The organism is Propylenella binzhouense (assembly GCF_009866965.1).
Taxonomy (GTDB): domain Bacteria; phylum Pseudomonadota; class Alphaproteobacteria; order Rhizobiales; family Afifellaceae; genus Propylenella; species Propylenella binzhouense.
Map to the genome: position 1 here is coordinate 1 of NZ_SPKJ01000024.1, position 13,758 is coordinate 13,758.

Genomic DNA, 13,758 nt, shown 5'->3' on the forward strand with positions numbered 1-13,758 from the left:
GCGGCGGCTCCCGCCTGCTTGAACGCCCCGCCGAGACGGTCGAGCGTGTCGACGGTCGCCGGCGCGAGCCGCGTCGCGGCGAGATCGCGCATGCCGTCGCCCGACCCGCCGCTCGCGATCGCCTGCTCCTCGCGCGGCTCGGTCGGCGGCGCCAGCCCCGGCAGCGGCGCGATGTCGGCGTAAGCGTGCGCCACCCGCATGAACTTGTGCCAGGTCTCGGCCGGGAGCGAGCCGCCCGTCAGCTCCTTGGTCGGCGAGAAGTCGTCATTGCCGAACCAGACGGCGCAGGAATAATTGCCGGTGAAGCCGATGAACCAGGCGTCGCGATAACCCTGGGTGGTGCCGGTCTTTCCGGCCGCATTGATGCCCTGCAGCCGCGCGCGGCGGCCGGTGCCCGCCTGCACGACCGTGTGCAGCATGTCCACCATCTCCAGCTCGACCTTGTCGTCGAGCACCTTCTTCGGCTTCGGCTCCTTCGCCGCGTCGTAGACGACGTCGCCGGCGGGCGTGGTGATCTCGAGGATCCCGTGCGGCTGGACCCGGTAGCCGCCATTCGCGAAGGCGGAATAGGCGGTCGCCATGTCGAGCACCGTCACCTCGGACGTGCCGAGCGGCAGCGAGCGCGTCACCCGGACCGGGGAGGCGATGCCGAGCCGCGCCGCCATGTCGGCGACGGGCTGCCGGCCGAACGTGGTGGAGAGCCGGACCGGCACGGTGTTGATGGAGCGGGCGAGCGCCTGCCGGAGCGTCACCCGGCCGGCATAGCGGCGGCCGTAATTCTGGGGCGACCAGTTGCCGATCGAGATCGGCGCGTCGACGATGACGCTGTCCGGGGTCCAGCCGTTCTCCATCGCGGTCGCATAGACGAAGGGCTTGAACGAGGAGCCCGGCTGCCGGAGCGCGTTGGTGGCGCGGTTGAAGGTCGAGGTGCCGTAGTCGCGCCCGCCCACCATGGCGCGCACGGCGCCGTCGACATCCATCGCCACGAGCGCGGCCTGCTTCACGCGGAGCGCGTCGCCGCGCTCGCGCAGGGAGGATTCCACGGCCGCTTCTGCGGCGCGCTGCATCCTCATGTCTATGCTGGTGCGCGCGACGAGCACCTTGTCGGGGCCGGGCGCGAGGCGCTTCGCCTCCTCGAATGCCCAGTCGAGGAAATAGTCGGGACTTGCCACCTGGGCGCGCTCGACCGGCGTCGCGGGATTGCGTCGCGCGCTGACGACCTGGCCCTCGGCCATGTAGCCGGCATCGACGAGATTGGTGAGGACGTCGTTCGCCCGCGCGCGCGCCGCCGGCAGGTTGATGTGCGGGGCGAACTTGGTCGGTGCCTTGAAGAGGCCGGCGATCATCGCCGATTCGGCGAGATCGAGATCCTGCACCTCCTTGCCGAAATAGAACTGGGCGGCCGCCGTCACGCCGAACGTGCCGCCGCCCATATAGGCGCGGTCGAGATAGAGCTTGAGGATCTCCCGCTTGGTGAGGTTCGCCTCCAGCCAGAGCGCGAGATATGCCTCCTTGATCTTGCGCTGGAGCGTGCGCTCGTTGGAGAGGAACAGGTTCTTGGCGAGCTGCTGGGTGATGGAGGAGCCGCCCTGCACCACGCCGCCGGCCTTGGCGTTCTCGATGATGGCGCGGAAGGTCCCGACGAAATCGATGCCGAAATGGGTGAAGAAGCGCCGGTCCTCGGTCGCCAGCACCGCCTCGATCAGGTGGTCCGGCAGCTCGTCGAGCGAGACGAGATCGTCCTGGAGCACGCCGCGCCGGCCGATCTCGTTGCCGTAGCGGTCGAGAAAGGTGACGGCGTAATCGTCCCGCGCGAGCCAGTCGGAGCGGATCGAATCGAAGGCGGGCAGCGCGAAGGCGAGGAGGACGAGCGCGCCGGCGGTGCCGAGCGTGACGGATTCGGAGGCGACCTCCGCGAGCACGCGGGGAAAGCCCGTGAAGCGGAACCGGCGCATCGAGGCGACGAAGCGCTCGTAATAATCGCCCGCGCCCTGGCCCGCCTCGAACAGGGTCGAGTCGATCCAGGAATCGATGGCGAGCAGCCGGAACCAGACCTCTCGGCTCGCCAGCTTCCGGAACGGATTACGCATCTCGGAGCCTTGCACAGCGGGGCGCCGCCCTCAATCTATAGCAATTGGTGCAATGCGGTGTCGAAAGCAAGGTACCCGCGCGATCTCGAAGGGCCGTGGCTTGATGGATGACGAGCCGTTCTGGCGCAGCAAGCCGCTCGAATCCATGACCGCGGGGGAATGGGAATCGCTCTGCGACGGGTGCGGCCGCTGCTGCCTCAACAAGCTGGAGGACTGGGACACCGGCGAGATCGCCTGGACGGATGTCGCCTGCCGGCTTCTCGACGGGACGACCTGCCGCTGCAAGAGCTACGAGACGCGGCAGGCGGAGATCCCGGACTGCATCCAGCTCACGCCCGAGGAGGTGCGCACCATCACCTGGCTGCCGCCGACCTGCGGCTACCGGCTGGTGAAGGAGGGCCGCGACCTCTATTGGTGGCACCCGCTCGTCTCCGGCGACCCGGAGACGGTGCATGAGGCGGGCATCTCGGTGCGCGGGCGGACCGTGAGCGAGGAGGCCGTCCCGGAGGAGGCACTCGAGACGCGGATCGTGCGCTGGCCGGGCCGGCGGCCGAAGGCCCCGCGCCGCGCCTAGCGCCGCCTCGCCTTCCTCTCCGTCGTCATCGCCGGAACTTGATCCGGCGTCGCCTTCTTCATCGTCACCGCCACCCCTCCGTCGTCATCGCCGGACCTGGCGGGGTTCATCCGGCCGCGCCTCTCCCCTGTCGTCATCGCCGGACTTGACGGGTTCATCCGGCCGCGCCACCCCTCCGTCGTCATCGCCGGACCTGATCCGGCGATCCAGAGAGCGGCGAGGCGGAGCGGACGCCGCTGGATGCCCGGGTCGAGCCCGGGCAGGACGACAGAACAAGCGGCAGGGGCCGGAACAGAACAAGCGGCAGGGGCCGGAACGGGACGAGCGGCGGGGCCCCGAAAAAGAGAGCGGCAGCGCGCCGCATCTCGCCTGAGGGCGCGGTGGCCTGCCGGGAGAACGCGCCGGCGCAGCGGCGGCCGGCGGGGTGCGTCAAAAGCGGATTCACAGCTTCAAGTTGACAGCCGCTAGGCGCTCGCTAGTTTGTGCGCAGGCCCGGGGTGCTCGTCCGATCTGGGCGGGCTGAGATGAGACCCGTCGACTTGATCTGGGTAATGCCAGCGAAAGGAACGCCGCGTTGATCGACGACATCTGGAATTCGCTCCGCGAGGTCCGCGCCAAGGCGCCGCTGGTGCTCAACATCACGAACTACGTGGTGATGAACAGCACCGCCAATGCGCTCCTCGCCGTCGGCGCGTCGCCGATCATGGCGCATTCCACGGAGGAGGTGGAGGATCTCGTCGCCGTGACCGGCGCGCTCGTCGTCAATATCGGCACGCTCTCCCCGCCTTGGGTGGCGGCGATGCGGCTCGCGGCGCGCAAGGCGGCGGCGGTCGGGACGCCCTGGGTGCTCGATCCGGTCGGGGTCGGCGCGACCGCCTACCGGAACGGGGCTGCGGCCGGGCTCGCGGCCTTCCATCCGGCCGCCGTCAGGGGCAACGCCTCGGAGATCCTCGCGCTCGCCGGCGCCTCGGGCGCGGCCACGAAGGGCGTCGATTCGACGGTCCGGACCGAGGCGAGCATCGAGGCTGCGGCGAAGCTGACGGATGCAACCGGAAGTGTCGTCGCCGTGACCGGCAGGACCGACTACGTGATCTTCGGCGACCTCCGGCGCGCGATCCATAACGGCCATCCGATGATGGCGCGCGTGACGGGCCTCGGCTGCACGGCGACGGCGCTCATCGGCGCCTTCCTGGCCGCGGTGCGGGATCCGTTCGAAGCCTGCTTCCATGCCCTGGTCGTGATCGGGATCGCCGGAGAGGTCGCGGCCGAGCGGGCGGCCGGCCCCGGCTCGCTCCAGATGCATCTCCTCGACGCGCTCTACGCCTTCGACCGCGAGACGCTCGCGCGGCGCATCCGGATCGACTGACGCCGTGGCGCGGCCGTTCGATCCGACGCTCTGCCTCGTCCTCGGGCCGGCCGATGTCGGCCGCCGCGACCCGTGCGAGGTCGCCGCGGCGGCGATCCGCGGCGGCGTCACGCTGGTGCAGCTCCGCTGGAAGCATGCGCCCGAAGCCGACATCCGCGCGCTCGCCGCGCGCCTGCGGGCGGTGACGGCGCCGGCCGGAGTGCCGCTCATCCTCAACGACCGGCCGGAGCTCGTCGCCGAGGCGGGCGCGGACGGCGTCCATGTCGGCCAGGCCGACATGCCGGCCGTCGAGGCGCGGCGGCGCCTCGGGCCGGACGCGATCCTCGGGCTCTCGATCGAGACGCTTGCCCAGGCGGCCGCGCTCGATCCCGCCGGCATCGACTATGTCGGGCTCGGCCCGGTCTTCGCGACCGGCAGCAAGCCGGACCATGCGGTCCCGCTCGGGATCTCCGGCTTCGCTGAGGCGCGGACGGTGCTCGAAATCCCCGTCATCGCCATCGGCGGGATGAGCGCGGAGAACGCGGCCGCCATGCGGGCGGCCGGCGCGGACGGGCTCGCCGTCATCTCCGCGATCTGCGGCGCGCCCGATCCCGAAGCGGCCGCCCGGCGGCTCGTCGCGCGGTTCGGCCACGGGAGGGACGGCGGCGCTTCAGCCTGAGTGCCGCTGCCCCTGCCGCCCGAGAAGCCGGCCGACCCGTTCGGCAAGCCCTTTCGCGTCGAACGGCGCGCGCACCTTCGCGTCATTGTCGAAATAGATGTAGACGTCCCGGCGCGGCAGAGCCGGGGCGGGCCGCCCGCTCGCGCGCTCGTTCGCGGCCGGCTCGCCGCCGCGTGCCCAGCGCACGGCCCGCTCCGCCCAGAGATCGAGCGCGGCGTCGTCGTAGCCGCTCGCATAGAGCACCTCGGAGCCGTGCAGGCGGCAATAGACGAAATCGGCGGTGACGTCGAAGAGCCGGGGCCAGCCGACAGCGTCCGATACGACGAGCGCGACGCCGTGGCTGCGCAGGAGCGCGACGAATTCCTCGCAGGCGAATTCCGTGTTGCGGATTTCGAGCGCGTGGCGGAGTGGCCGCCGCGGTGCTGGCTCGAGCCAGGTCCGCCCGGCGACGCGATGGTCGTGGTGCGTTGCGAGCGCGCGCGCCGCGTCGGTGTCGCGCGGCAGGAGCTGCAGGAAGGCCTCGAGGCGCAGGGGGTCGAAGCGGAAATCGGGCGGCAGCTGCCAGAGCAGCGGCCCGAGCTTCGGGCCGAGCCGCAGGAGCCCCGAGGCGAGGAAGTTCGCGAGCGGCGCCTCCGCGTCGCGCAGGCGCTTGGCATGCGTGATGAAGCGGGGCCCCTTCACCGAGAAGACGAAGTCCTCCGGCGTCGCGGCCGCCCACCGGGCGAAGCAGTCCGGCGTCTGCAGGCGATAGAAGGTGCCGTTGATCTCGATCGACCCGAAGGTCCGGCCGGCAAAGGCGAGCTCCTCCTTCTGCGGGAGGCCGGCCGGATAGAACACGCCCCGCCAGGGCGGATAGGTCCAGCCCGAGATGCCGATCCTGACATTGCCGGCGCCGTTCCCGTGCCGTCTTCCGGCCGCCGGTCCGGTAGCCATTCCGCATCCTCCCAATCGGCGCTCCGCCTGGCCGAGGGCGACGGCCGCGGGCCAGGCGAACGACGCTCTTGCAAGGCGCGTTCCGCGCCGGCATCTAGGCTCGGTATGACGCTCACCGTGGACATCGACCAGCAGCTCGGCGGCTTCCGCCTCTGTTCGGCCTTCACGAGCGAGGGCGGGCTGACGGCCCTCTTCGGCCGCTCGGGCGCGGGAAAGACAAGCATCGTCAAGGCGATCGCAGGCCTGATGCGGGTCGGCCGCGGCCGCATCGTGCTCGACGGGAGGGTGCTCGTCGATACCGCGCGCGGCATCTTCGTGCCGCCGCACCGGCGCGAGGTCGGCTACGTCTTCCAGGACGCGCGCCTCTTTCCCCACCTCACCGTCCGCGGAAACCTGCTGTTCGGGCGCTGGTTCGGCCGCCGTTCCGGGCCGGACCAGCAGGTCGACCGGGTCGTCGACCTGCTCGGCCTCGGCGCCCTTCTCGAGCGCCGCCCGGCCGGGCTTTCCGGCGGCGAGCGCCAGCGCGTGGCGATCGGCCGTGCCCTGCTGTCGCGCCCGCGCATCCTGCTGATGGACGAGCCGCTCGCCGCCATCGACGAGGGCCGGAAGGGCGAGATCCTGCCTTTCATCGAGCGCCTCCGCGACGAGATCGGGCTCCCGATCGTCTATGTGAGCCACTCGATCCCCGAGGTCGTCCGCCTCGCCAACACGATCGCGATCGTCTCGGACGGGGCGGTGCAGGCCTACGGGCCGGCGACCGAGATCCTCGGCCGGCCGGATCTCTTTCCGCTCGTCGGCCGCTACGAGGCCGGCAGCGTGCTCGTCGGCCGCGTCCTCGGCCATGACGAGGCGGAGCAGCTGACCCGGCTGCAGGTCCGGGGCGGCGATCTGCTGGTGGCGCGCTTCGATGCTCCCGTGGGAAGTTCCGTGCGGGTCCACATCCGCGCCCGCGACGTGATACTGGCGACGGAGCGGCCGAGCCACATCAGCACGCTCAACATCCTCACCGGCGTGATTTCCGGCATCGCCGAGGCCGAAGGGCCGGCGGTCGAGGTGGCCGTCGACTGCTCGGGCGAGCGTCTCCTCGCCCGCATCACGCGCCGCTCCCTCCGGCTTCTCGATCTGGCGCCCGGCCGTCCCGTCTTCGCGGTGATGAAGTCGGTCGCGGTCGGCCGCCGCGACCTCGGCGTCGCCCCGCCCGAGAGCTAGGCCCTCAGTTCTCCCGGTCCTCGGCCGGCCGCTCCGGTTCGGGGCGGCTCCGCGGCGGAAGGACGGCCGCCGCCACGGCGGGAATGCCGATGCCGCTCCACTTGCGGGACGGATCGTCGGCCGTCCCGCGCCCGCGCCGCCTAGCGGGGCCTTCGCCGCCCTGCGCCGCCTTCTCTTCCTTCGCAATCATGGTGCCGTCGCCCGAAGGCGCTCCTCTTGCACGAAGCGCGCAAGCGGCGACGTCAGGCCGCCGCCCGCTCGTCCGCTTCCGGTAAGGCGACGAAGTCGAGGTCGGAGCGCAGCCGCTCGAGGACCTCGATCGACGATCGGGCGAAATCCCTGAGACTCGGGTCGATCGCCGCCTCGTCGCGGAATTCGAAGCCGTCGTCGGTCTCGCGGATCGAGACGAGCTTCGTCTCGTCGTCTTCACGGAGCCGCACGATGGCGCATTCCGATCGGTCGCTGCCGTCCTCGGCCGGGTCCGGCAGCACGAAGACGAGTTCGCCTCCGGCCGCCTCCGCCGCGTATCGAACCGCCTCCGTCCAGGCGCGGCCCTCGGTGTCCGCGATCTCGAGCGCCATCTCCAACTCCAGTGTCGCCATGGACCACTCCGCTCTCCGCTGTGCCGGGGGCTCGCCGCCCGGCAATTCCATGACGGGCATATAACGTGCCCCATGGGGCGACAGTTCGATCCGATTCCGGTTTTTCTCTGACCCGCTGCTCCGCTTGCGCGCCGCCGCGGAACGGCTTGAAATGGCCACAACCACAAGAACCGCCGGCGCGGCGACGCCGGACGGCACCCGGGAGGCGCGCAATGCGGGGTTTGATGCAGGATTGGCCGCTGCTCTGCCACAGGCTGATCGACCATGCGGCGATCTACCATTCCGGGCGGGAGATCGTCTCCCGCTCGGTCGAGGGACCGATCCACAGAACCAACTACGCGCGGCTGCGGGAACGCGCGCTCGCCTGTGCGAAGCGGCTCGACGCCGGCGGGATCCGCGCCGGCGACCGCGTCGCGACGCTTGCCTGGAACACCTGGCGGCACATGGAGGTCTGGTACGGCCTGCTCGGCATCGGCGCGCTCTATCACACCGTCAACCCGCGCCTCTTCGAGGAGCAGATCGCCTGGATCGTGAACGATGCGGAGGACCGGATCGTGATGGCCGACCTCACCTTCGTGCCGCTCCTCGAGAAGCTGCGGGACCGGCTGCGGAGCGTCGAGCGCTTCGTGGTCCTGACCGACGCCGCCCATATGCCCGAGACCGCGCTCGATGCCGTGCCCTACGAGGAATGGCTTGCGGAAGCCGATTCCGACTTCGCCTGGCGCGCGCTCGAGGAGAATGCGGCCGCCGGCCTCTGTTACACGTCGGGGACGACCGGCCACCCGAAGGGCGTCGTCTATTCGCACCGCTCGAACGTCCTCCATGCGCTCACCTGCAACGCGCCGGACATGCTGGGCGTGAAGAGCGGCGACCGCGTCATGCCGGTCGTCCCGATGTTCCACGCCAACGCCTGGTCGCTGGCCTTCACCGGGCCGATGTCGGGCGCGGCGATGGTCATGCCCGGCCCGAAGATGGACGGCGCCTCGCTCTACGAGCTCCTCGATGCCGAGCGGGTCACGTTCACGGCCGCGGTGCCGACCGTCTGGCTGATGCTCCTGCGACATCTCGAAGAGACCGGCCGCGGGCTGCCCCATCTCCGGCGCGTGGTGATCGGCGGCTCCGCCTGCCCGCGCTCGATGACTGAGCGCTTCCAGGAGCGCTACGGCGTCGAGGTCGTCCATGCCTGGGGCATGACGGAGATGAGCCCGCTCGGGACGCTCTGCTCGCTGCTCCCGGAGCACGAGGGGCTGTCGGCGGAGGAGCGGCTCGACATCCAGGTCAAGCAGGGGCGGCCGCCCTTCGGCGTGGAGATGAAGATCACCGACGACGAGGGACGGCCGCTTCCCTGGGACGGCAGGACCTTCGGCCGCCTCAAGGTCCGCGGGCCGGCCGTGGCCCGGGCCTATTTCAAGGCCGAGGACGAACAGATCCTGGATCCCGAGGGCTTCTTCGACACCGGCGACGTCGCGCATGTCGACGCCAACGGCTTCATGCAGATCACGGACAGGGCGAAGGACGTGATCAAGTCCGGCGGCGAGTGGATCTCCACCATCGAGCTGGAAAATCTCGCGGTCGGCCATCCCGACGTGGCGGAGGCGGCCGTCATCGGCGTGCCCCACCCGAAATGGGACGAGCGGCCGCTCCTGGTGGTCGTCGCCAGGAAGGAGGCGCAGCCGACGCGCGATTCGCTGCTCGACTTCATCCGGCCGCAGGTCGCCGGCTGGTGGGTTCCGGACGACGTCGTGTTCGTGGAGGAGATTCCGCACACTGCGACCGGAAAGATCCAGAAGAGCGCCCTTCGCGCGGCCTTCAGGGACTACCGGTTGCCAACGGCCTGACGCTCCTCCAAATCTCCCGTTCGGCCTCGGAGGTGGTGAATGGGAGTGCTCGTCGACGCCCGCCGGTCGCGCGCGGCTGTCCTGTCGCGTCGACTGGGTGCGGTCGCGCTGCCCGTCCTCGCCCTCGGCGCGCTCGGCCACAGGCTCGGCGTGGTCGGCTCTGACGAACTGATCATCGTGATCGTCCTGGGCTTCGTGCTCGCGACGGCCGCGTTTGCAGCGGGCGTCTATGCGATCGCGGACATCTGGGTGTCGGGTGCGGAGGGCGTCGGGCATGCGATCGCCGGCATCGTCTACGCCATGCCGGCGCTCGCCCTTCTCGGCCTTTCCCTCTATGCGACCGCCGTCTACCCGGCGCTCGGGGACATCTCGACCGACTGGTCCGACCCGCCGCAGTTCACGGCGACCCCCGATTCGCTGCCGAGCGACGACATGGCCGCCTATGCGGACGAGCAGAACGCCGGCTATCCCGGCCTGACGGCCCGGCTCTACGGGGTCGATGTCGACCGGGTCTTCCGGGCGGTGGGGGATCTCGTCGAAGACCGGAACTGGGAGATCGTCGCCAGCGTCCCGCCCGACCAGGACGGGGCGCCGGGCACGCTCGAGGCGATCGCCCGCACCCCGATCTTCGCGTTCCTCGACGACGTCGCGATCCGGGTGGAGTCCACTGCCGAGGGGACGCGCGTCGACATGCGTTCCCGATCCCGGATCGGCGACGACGATCTCGGCCAGAACGCCCGTCGCATCCGCGCCTTCCTGGCGGATCTCGACACGGCTCTCGCGGGCCAGATCGAGCCCGCCGACCCCGAAAGTCCCGCGCCGTCCGACTGAGTGCGCGACCGAGTGCGCTCAGCCCGGCGCGAGCGCGTATCGGGCGGCGAGGTCGGGCGCCGCGCCGCAGGCGACGAGCCCGCGCGCGACGAGGTCCTGCAGGTGGGCGAGCGTCGACAGGCCGGCGGCGCCGTGGAGCCGCGGATCGACGTCCCGGTAGATCGCAGCGACGATCTCCGGAACCGTCTCGTCGCCCTTGGCGAGGCGGTCGAGGATCGCCCGCTCGCGCATGCGGCGGTGCGCCTTGAGGCCGCGGAGATGGCTGTGGGCGTTGCCGACCGCGCCGCCATGGCCGGGAAGGTAGCGGCTCTCGGGGCGGGCGAGGAGGACGTCGAGCGAGGCCATGTAGTCGCGCATCGACCCGTCCGGGGGCGCGACGACGGTGGTCGCCCAGCCCATGACATGGTCGCCGGAGAAGAGGATGTCGGTTCCGAGAAGCGCGAAGGCGAGATGGTTGTCGGCGTGGCCGGGCGTTGCCACCGCCTGCAGCCGGAACCCTTCGCCTTCGATGATCTCGCCGTCGCCGACCGGGCGGGTCGGGACGAAGGCCGTGTCGCCGGCGGCGTCGAGCCGGCCCGATCCCCCGACCGGATGGGCGCCCGGCGCCGGCCTGTGCGGCCCCGCGCCGTAGCTGGCGGCTCCCGTCTCCGCGGCGAGCGCGGCGGCGTTCGGCGAATGGTCGCGATGCGTGTGCGTCACGAGGATCCGGGTGATGGTCTCGCCGGACAGCGCGGCGCGCAGCGCGTGGAGATGGCCGGGATCGGCGGGTCCGGGATCGATTACCGCGACGCGGCCTTCGCCGACCACGTAGGTGTTGGTGCCGGCGAACGTGAAGGCGCTCGGGTTCGCCACCGTCATCCGCCGGATGCCGGGCGCGATCTCGACGAGCCTCCCGTAGGCGGGATCGAAGTCCCTGCTGAACTCGAGCGTCATCGCGATGGCGCTCCTCGGCGCTTGCGGCTCCTTCCGGGCCATGTATAGGCTGCGGCCCACTCACGGAAGGGAGATCGCTGATGAAAGCAGTCGCGTCGAGCGCAACCATGATCGAGCGGGTGGTGCCCGAGGAGGGTTCCGCTCGCCTCGCAGCCCAGATCGGGCTGGTGTTTTTCGGAACCCTGATCCTCTGGGCGTCCGCCAAGATCAGCGTTCCGTTCTGGCCGGTGCCGATGACGCTGCAGACCGGCGCGGTCGCCCTCCTTGCGGCGGTCTATGGCTGGCGGCTCGGTACGGCGACGGTGGTCGCCTACCTGCTCGAGGGCGCGCTCGGAATGCCGGTCTTCACCGGTTCGCCGGAGAAGGGCATCGGCCTCCTCTACATGATGGGCCCGACCGGCGGCTATCTCCTCGGCATGGTGTTCCAGGCGGCGGTGGTCGGCTTCCTCGCCGAGCGCCTCGCCGCGCGCGACCCGATCCGCCTGTTCGGAGCCATGCTCGTCGGCGAGGTGGTGCTCTTTGCCTGCGGCCTCGCGTGGCTCGGCACCCTGATCGGCTGGGACAAGCCGGTCCTGCAGCTCGGCCTCTATCCGTTCGTGCTCGGCGACCTCGTCAAGATCGCGCTCGCGGCGGGGCTCGCCTCGGCGGCGGGAAGGCTCGTCAGGCGCTGACAGATCCGAGGGCGTCGACCGGACGGCCGGCGCCCTCGATCCAGCCCTCCACGATCCCGTGGCAGGTCACCTTGGTCGGCATCGGGTAGCGCTCGTCGACCACGACATCGACGAGGTCGGGACGGACGTCGATGCAGATTTGGCGCGCATAGGGGCAGCGCGGGTGGAAGGGGCAGCCGCTCGGCGGATCGAACGGTGAGGGGAGTTCGCCCTCGAGCTTGATCTGCTCGCGCTGCTGGTCCGGATCGGCGACCGGCGTCGCCGAGAGCAGGGCCCGCGTATAGGGATGCTGCGGGGCCTCGAAGATCGCCTCCACCGGCGCGATCTCCGCCGGCCGGCCGAGATACATGACGAGCACCTCGTCGGCGACGAACCGCACCACCGAGAGATCGTGGCTGATGAAGACGTAGGTCAGGCCGAGCTCGTCCTGCAGGTCGGCGAGAAGGTTCAGGATCTGCGCCTGGATCGAGACGTCGAGCGCGGAGACCGGCTCGTCGAGCACGACGATCCGCGGCCGGAGCATCAGCGCGCGGGCGATCGCGATGCGCTGGCGCTGCCCGCCGGAGAACATGTGCGGATACCGGCCGTAATGCTCCGGGCGGAGCCCGACGCGGCGCAGCATGTCGAGCGCGCGCTGCCGGCGCTCGCCGGCCGGAAGCCGCGTGTTGATGACGAGCGGCTCCTCGAGGATCGTCCCGATCTTCTGGCGCGGATTGAGCGACCCGTAGGGATTCTGGAACACGATCTGGACGGTCCGCCGCAGGTCGCGGAGGTCGGACCGGCCGGCATGCGCGAGGTCCTTTCCCGCGATCCTGAGCGTTCCGCCGGACGGCGGCTCGATCATCGTGATGAGGCGCGCGAGCGTCGACTTCCCGCAACCCGATTCCCCGACGATCGCGAGCGTCCTGCCCTCTTCGAGCGCGAAGCTCGCGCCGGCGACGGCGTGCACCTCGGCGGGCGGGCGGAAGGCGCCGCGGCTGACGCCGTAGACGCGCGTGACGTTCTCGGCCTCGAGAAGGGCGGTCATGCGGCGGCTCTCTCCGTGTTGCGCGGATAGTGGCAGAGCGCCTCGCCGAGGGCCGGCGGCTGGCGGGGCGGATCCACCGTGCGGCAGAGGTCGGTCGCGAAGGCGCAGCGCGGGTTGAAGAGGCATGCCTCGGGCCGGTCGCCCTGGCCGGGAACGACGCCCGGGATCGCCGGCAGCCGGTCGCCGGTGGCGCGGTCTGGCAGCGCGTCGAGGAGCGCCACGGTGTAGGGATGATGCGGCGCGTGGAAGAGGCCGCGCACCTGCTGCCGCTCGACCTGCTGGCCGGCATATTGGACGACGACGCGGTGCGCCGTGCCGGCGACGACGCCCATGTCATGCGTGATGAGCACGAGGGCCATCCCGGTCTCCGCCTGCAGGCGCACCAGCAGGTCCAGGATCTGCGCCTGGATGGTGACGTCGAGCGCCGTCGTCGGCTCGTCGGCGATGAGGAGCTTCGGGCGGCAGGCGATCGCCATGGCGATCATGACGCGCTGGCTCATGCCGCCGGAAAGCTGGTGCGGGAAGGCGGCGAGCCGCTTCTCCGGGTCGGGCAGGCCCACCTCGCGCAGGAGCTCCACGCTCCGCTGCCGGCGCTCAGCCCGGTCGAGGCCGAGATGCGTCTTCAGCGCCTCTCCGATCTGGAAGCCGACGGTGAAGCACGGATTGAGGCTGGCGATCGGCTCCTGGAAGATCATCGTGATGTCCTTGCCGATCACCCGGCGCCGCTCGCGCCCCGACATCGATCTGAGATCGTGGCCGCCGAAGGCGAGCCGGTCGGCGGTCACATTCGCCGTCTTCGGCAGGAGACCCATCGCCGCCAGCATCGCGACCGACTTTCCGGAGCCCGATTCGCCGACGATCGCCACCACCTCGCTCGGATCGACGGCGAGGTCGATGCCGTCGACCGCCTTGAAGGGCCCGGCGGCGGTGGCGAAAGTGACGGTAAGGTTGCGGATCTCTAGCAGCGGCATGGCTGTCCTATGCATGGCCCGGCCGGACCAGTATAGGCAATAGGCAGGTCTCTTG

14 protein-coding genes and 1 riboswitch are annotated in these 13,758 nt (G+C 70.8%); of the genes, 7 read left to right on the plus strand and 7 right to left on the minus strand.

Annotated features, from left to right (window positions below):
* The coding region (locus E4O86_RS09260; protein WP_161140251.1) for a transglycosylase domain-containing protein at nucleotides 1-2,090 on the minus strand (2,090 nt) is incomplete at its 3' end.
* 103 nt (nucleotides 2,091-2,193) lie between these two features.
* Here E4O86_RS09260 and E4O86_RS09265 point away from each other — a divergent pair.
* The 3 genes from E4O86_RS09265 (at nucleotide 2,194) to thiE (ending at nucleotide 4,688) form a co-directional block, all read left to right on the plus strand.
* The gene (locus E4O86_RS09265) at nucleotides 2,194-2,664 is read left to right on the plus strand and encodes a YcgN family cysteine cluster protein (protein WP_161140252.1); all 471 of its coding nucleotides are present in this window, start codon (nucleotides 2,194-2,196) and stop codon (nucleotides 2,662-2,664) included.
* A gap of 483 nt (nucleotides 2,665-3,147) precedes the next feature.
* A riboswitch (TPP riboswitch) is annotated at nucleotides 3,148-3,248 on the plus strand.
* Nucleotides 3,239-4,030, plus strand: coding sequence for a hydroxyethylthiazole kinase (thiM, locus tag E4O86_RS09270; protein ID WP_161140253.1), 792 nt, complete (start codon nucleotides 3,239-3,241; stop codon nucleotides 4,028-4,030). Its footprint overlaps the riboswitch before it by 10 nt.
* A gap of 4 nt (nucleotides 4,031-4,034) precedes the next feature.
* Entirely contained in the window at nucleotides 4,035-4,688 is a 654-nt protein-coding gene (thiE, locus tag E4O86_RS09275) for a thiamine phosphate synthase (protein WP_161140254.1), read from the plus strand.
* On the opposite strand, the gene E4O86_RS09280 is transcribed toward thiE, so the two are convergent.
* Complete coding sequence (locus tag E4O86_RS09280) at nucleotides 4,680-5,621, minus strand: DUF72 domain-containing protein (protein WP_161140255.1); 942 nt, start codon at nucleotides 5,619-5,621, stop codon at nucleotides 4,680-4,682. The two genes, thiE and E4O86_RS09280, sit on opposite strands and share 9 nt — an antisense overlap.
* A 105-nt stretch (nucleotides 5,622-5,726) precedes the next feature.
* Here E4O86_RS09280 and modC point away from each other — a divergent pair, with 105 nt between their 5' ends.
* Nucleotides 5,727-6,830, plus strand: coding sequence for a molybdenum ABC transporter ATP-binding protein (gene modC / locus E4O86_RS09285; protein ID WP_161140256.1), 1,104 nt, complete (start codon nucleotides 5,727-5,729; stop codon nucleotides 6,828-6,830).
* Nucleotides 6,831-6,834: 4 nt separating this feature from the next.
* Here the strand turns inward: modC and E4O86_RS09290 are convergent, their stop codons facing one another.
* Nucleotides 6,835-7,020: a hypothetical protein gene (locus E4O86_RS09290; protein WP_161140257.1), complete on the minus strand. Its 186-nt coding sequence runs from the start codon at nucleotides 7,018-7,020 to the stop codon at nucleotides 6,835-6,837.
* A gap of 52 nt (nucleotides 7,021-7,072) precedes the next feature.
* Nucleotides 7,073-7,432, minus strand: a complete 360-nt coding sequence (locus E4O86_RS09295; protein WP_161140258.1) for a hypothetical protein — start codon at nucleotides 7,430-7,432, stop codon at nucleotides 7,073-7,075.
* A 212-nt stretch (nucleotides 7,433-7,644) separates the two neighbouring features.
* On the opposite strand from E4O86_RS09295, the gene E4O86_RS09300 reads away from it, so the two are divergent.
* Both E4O86_RS09300 and E4O86_RS09305 read left to right on the plus strand, forming a co-directional pair.
* On the plus strand, nucleotides 7,645-9,270 hold the full coding sequence (locus tag E4O86_RS09300; protein WP_161140259.1) for a long-chain-fatty-acid--CoA ligase: 1,626 nt from the start codon (nucleotides 7,645-7,647) through the stop codon (nucleotides 9,268-9,270).
* A 39-nt stretch (nucleotides 9,271-9,309) separates the two neighbouring features.
* A complete protein-coding gene (locus E4O86_RS09305) occupies nucleotides 9,310-10,101 on the plus strand; it encodes a DUF1499 domain-containing protein (protein WP_161140260.1) in 792 nt (263 codons plus the stop codon).
* An 18-nt stretch (nucleotides 10,102-10,119) separates the two neighbouring features.
* On the opposite strand, the gene E4O86_RS09310 is transcribed toward E4O86_RS09305, so the two are convergent.
* Nucleotides 10,120-11,034: an MBL fold metallo-hydrolase gene (locus E4O86_RS09310; RefSeq protein WP_161140261.1), complete on the minus strand. Its 915-nt coding sequence runs from the start codon at nucleotides 11,032-11,034 to the stop codon at nucleotides 10,120-10,122.
* 80 nt (nucleotides 11,035-11,114) lie between these two features.
* Here E4O86_RS09310 and E4O86_RS09315 point away from each other — a divergent pair, with 80 nt between their 5' ends.
* Nucleotides 11,115-11,705 (plus strand): biotin transporter BioY, encoded by a 591-nt coding sequence (locus tag E4O86_RS09315; RefSeq protein WP_161140262.1) that lies wholly within the window; start codon nucleotides 11,115-11,117, stop codon nucleotides 11,703-11,705.
* On the opposite strand, the gene E4O86_RS09320 is transcribed toward E4O86_RS09315, so the two are convergent.
* Together E4O86_RS09320 and E4O86_RS09325 are read right to left on the minus strand one after the other, a co-directional pair.
* Entirely contained in the window at nucleotides 11,695-12,732 is a 1,038-nt protein-coding gene (locus E4O86_RS09320) for a dipeptide ABC transporter ATP-binding protein (protein ID WP_161140263.1), read from the minus strand. The genes E4O86_RS09315 and E4O86_RS09320 overlap by 11 nt on opposite strands.
* On the minus strand, nucleotides 12,729-13,703 hold the full coding sequence (locus tag E4O86_RS09325) for an ABC transporter ATP-binding protein (protein WP_161140264.1): 975 nt from the start codon (nucleotides 13,701-13,703) through the stop codon (nucleotides 12,729-12,731). Before E4O86_RS09325 ends, E4O86_RS09320 begins: the two co-directional genes overlap by 4 nt.
* Nucleotides 13,704-13,758 lie beyond the last annotated feature (55 nt).

What these genes read in the sequence shown, in the direction of transcription:
- E4O86_RS09305 (WP_161140260.1), top strand. Translation starts at nt 9,310, where the DNA reads ATGGGAGTGCTCGTCGACGCCCGCCGGTCGCGCGCGGCTGTCCTGTCG.
- E4O86_RS09280 (WP_161140255.1), bottom strand. Translation starts at nt 5,621, where the DNA reads ATGGCTACCGGACCGGCGGCCGGAAGACGGCACGGGAACGGCGCCGGC.
- E4O86_RS09320 (WP_161140263.1), bottom strand. Translation starts at nt 12,732, where the DNA reads ATGACCGCCCTTCTCGAGGCCGAGAACGTCACGCGCGTCTACGGCGTC.
- E4O86_RS09290 (WP_161140257.1), bottom strand. Translation starts at nt 7,020, where the DNA reads ATGATTGCGAAGGAAGAGAAGGCGGCGCAGGGCGGCGAAGGCCCCGCT.
- E4O86_RS09315 (WP_161140262.1), top strand. Translation starts at nt 11,115, where the DNA reads ATGAAAGCAGTCGCGTCGAGCGCAACCATGATCGAGCGGGTGGTGCCC.
- modC (WP_161140256.1), top strand. Translation starts at nt 5,727, where the DNA reads ATGACGCTCACCGTGGACATCGACCAGCAGCTCGGCGGCTTCCGCCTC.
- E4O86_RS09300 (WP_161140259.1), top strand. Translation starts at nt 7,645, where the DNA reads ATGCGGGGTTTGATGCAGGATTGGCCGCTGCTCTGCCACAGGCTGATC.
- E4O86_RS09310 (WP_161140261.1), bottom strand. Translation starts at nt 11,034, where the DNA reads ATGACGCTCGAGTTCAGCAGGGACTTCGATCCCGCCTACGGGAGGCTC.
- E4O86_RS09295 (WP_161140258.1), bottom strand. Translation starts at nt 7,432, where the DNA reads ATGGCGACACTGGAGTTGGAGATGGCGCTCGAGATCGCGGACACCGAG.
- E4O86_RS09265 (WP_161140252.1), top strand. Translation starts at nt 2,194, where the DNA reads ATGGATGACGAGCCGTTCTGGCGCAGCAAGCCGCTCGAATCCATGACC.
- E4O86_RS09325 (WP_161140264.1), bottom strand. Translation starts at nt 13,703, where the DNA reads ATGCCGCTGCTAGAGATCCGCAACCTTACCGTCACTTTCGCCACCGCC.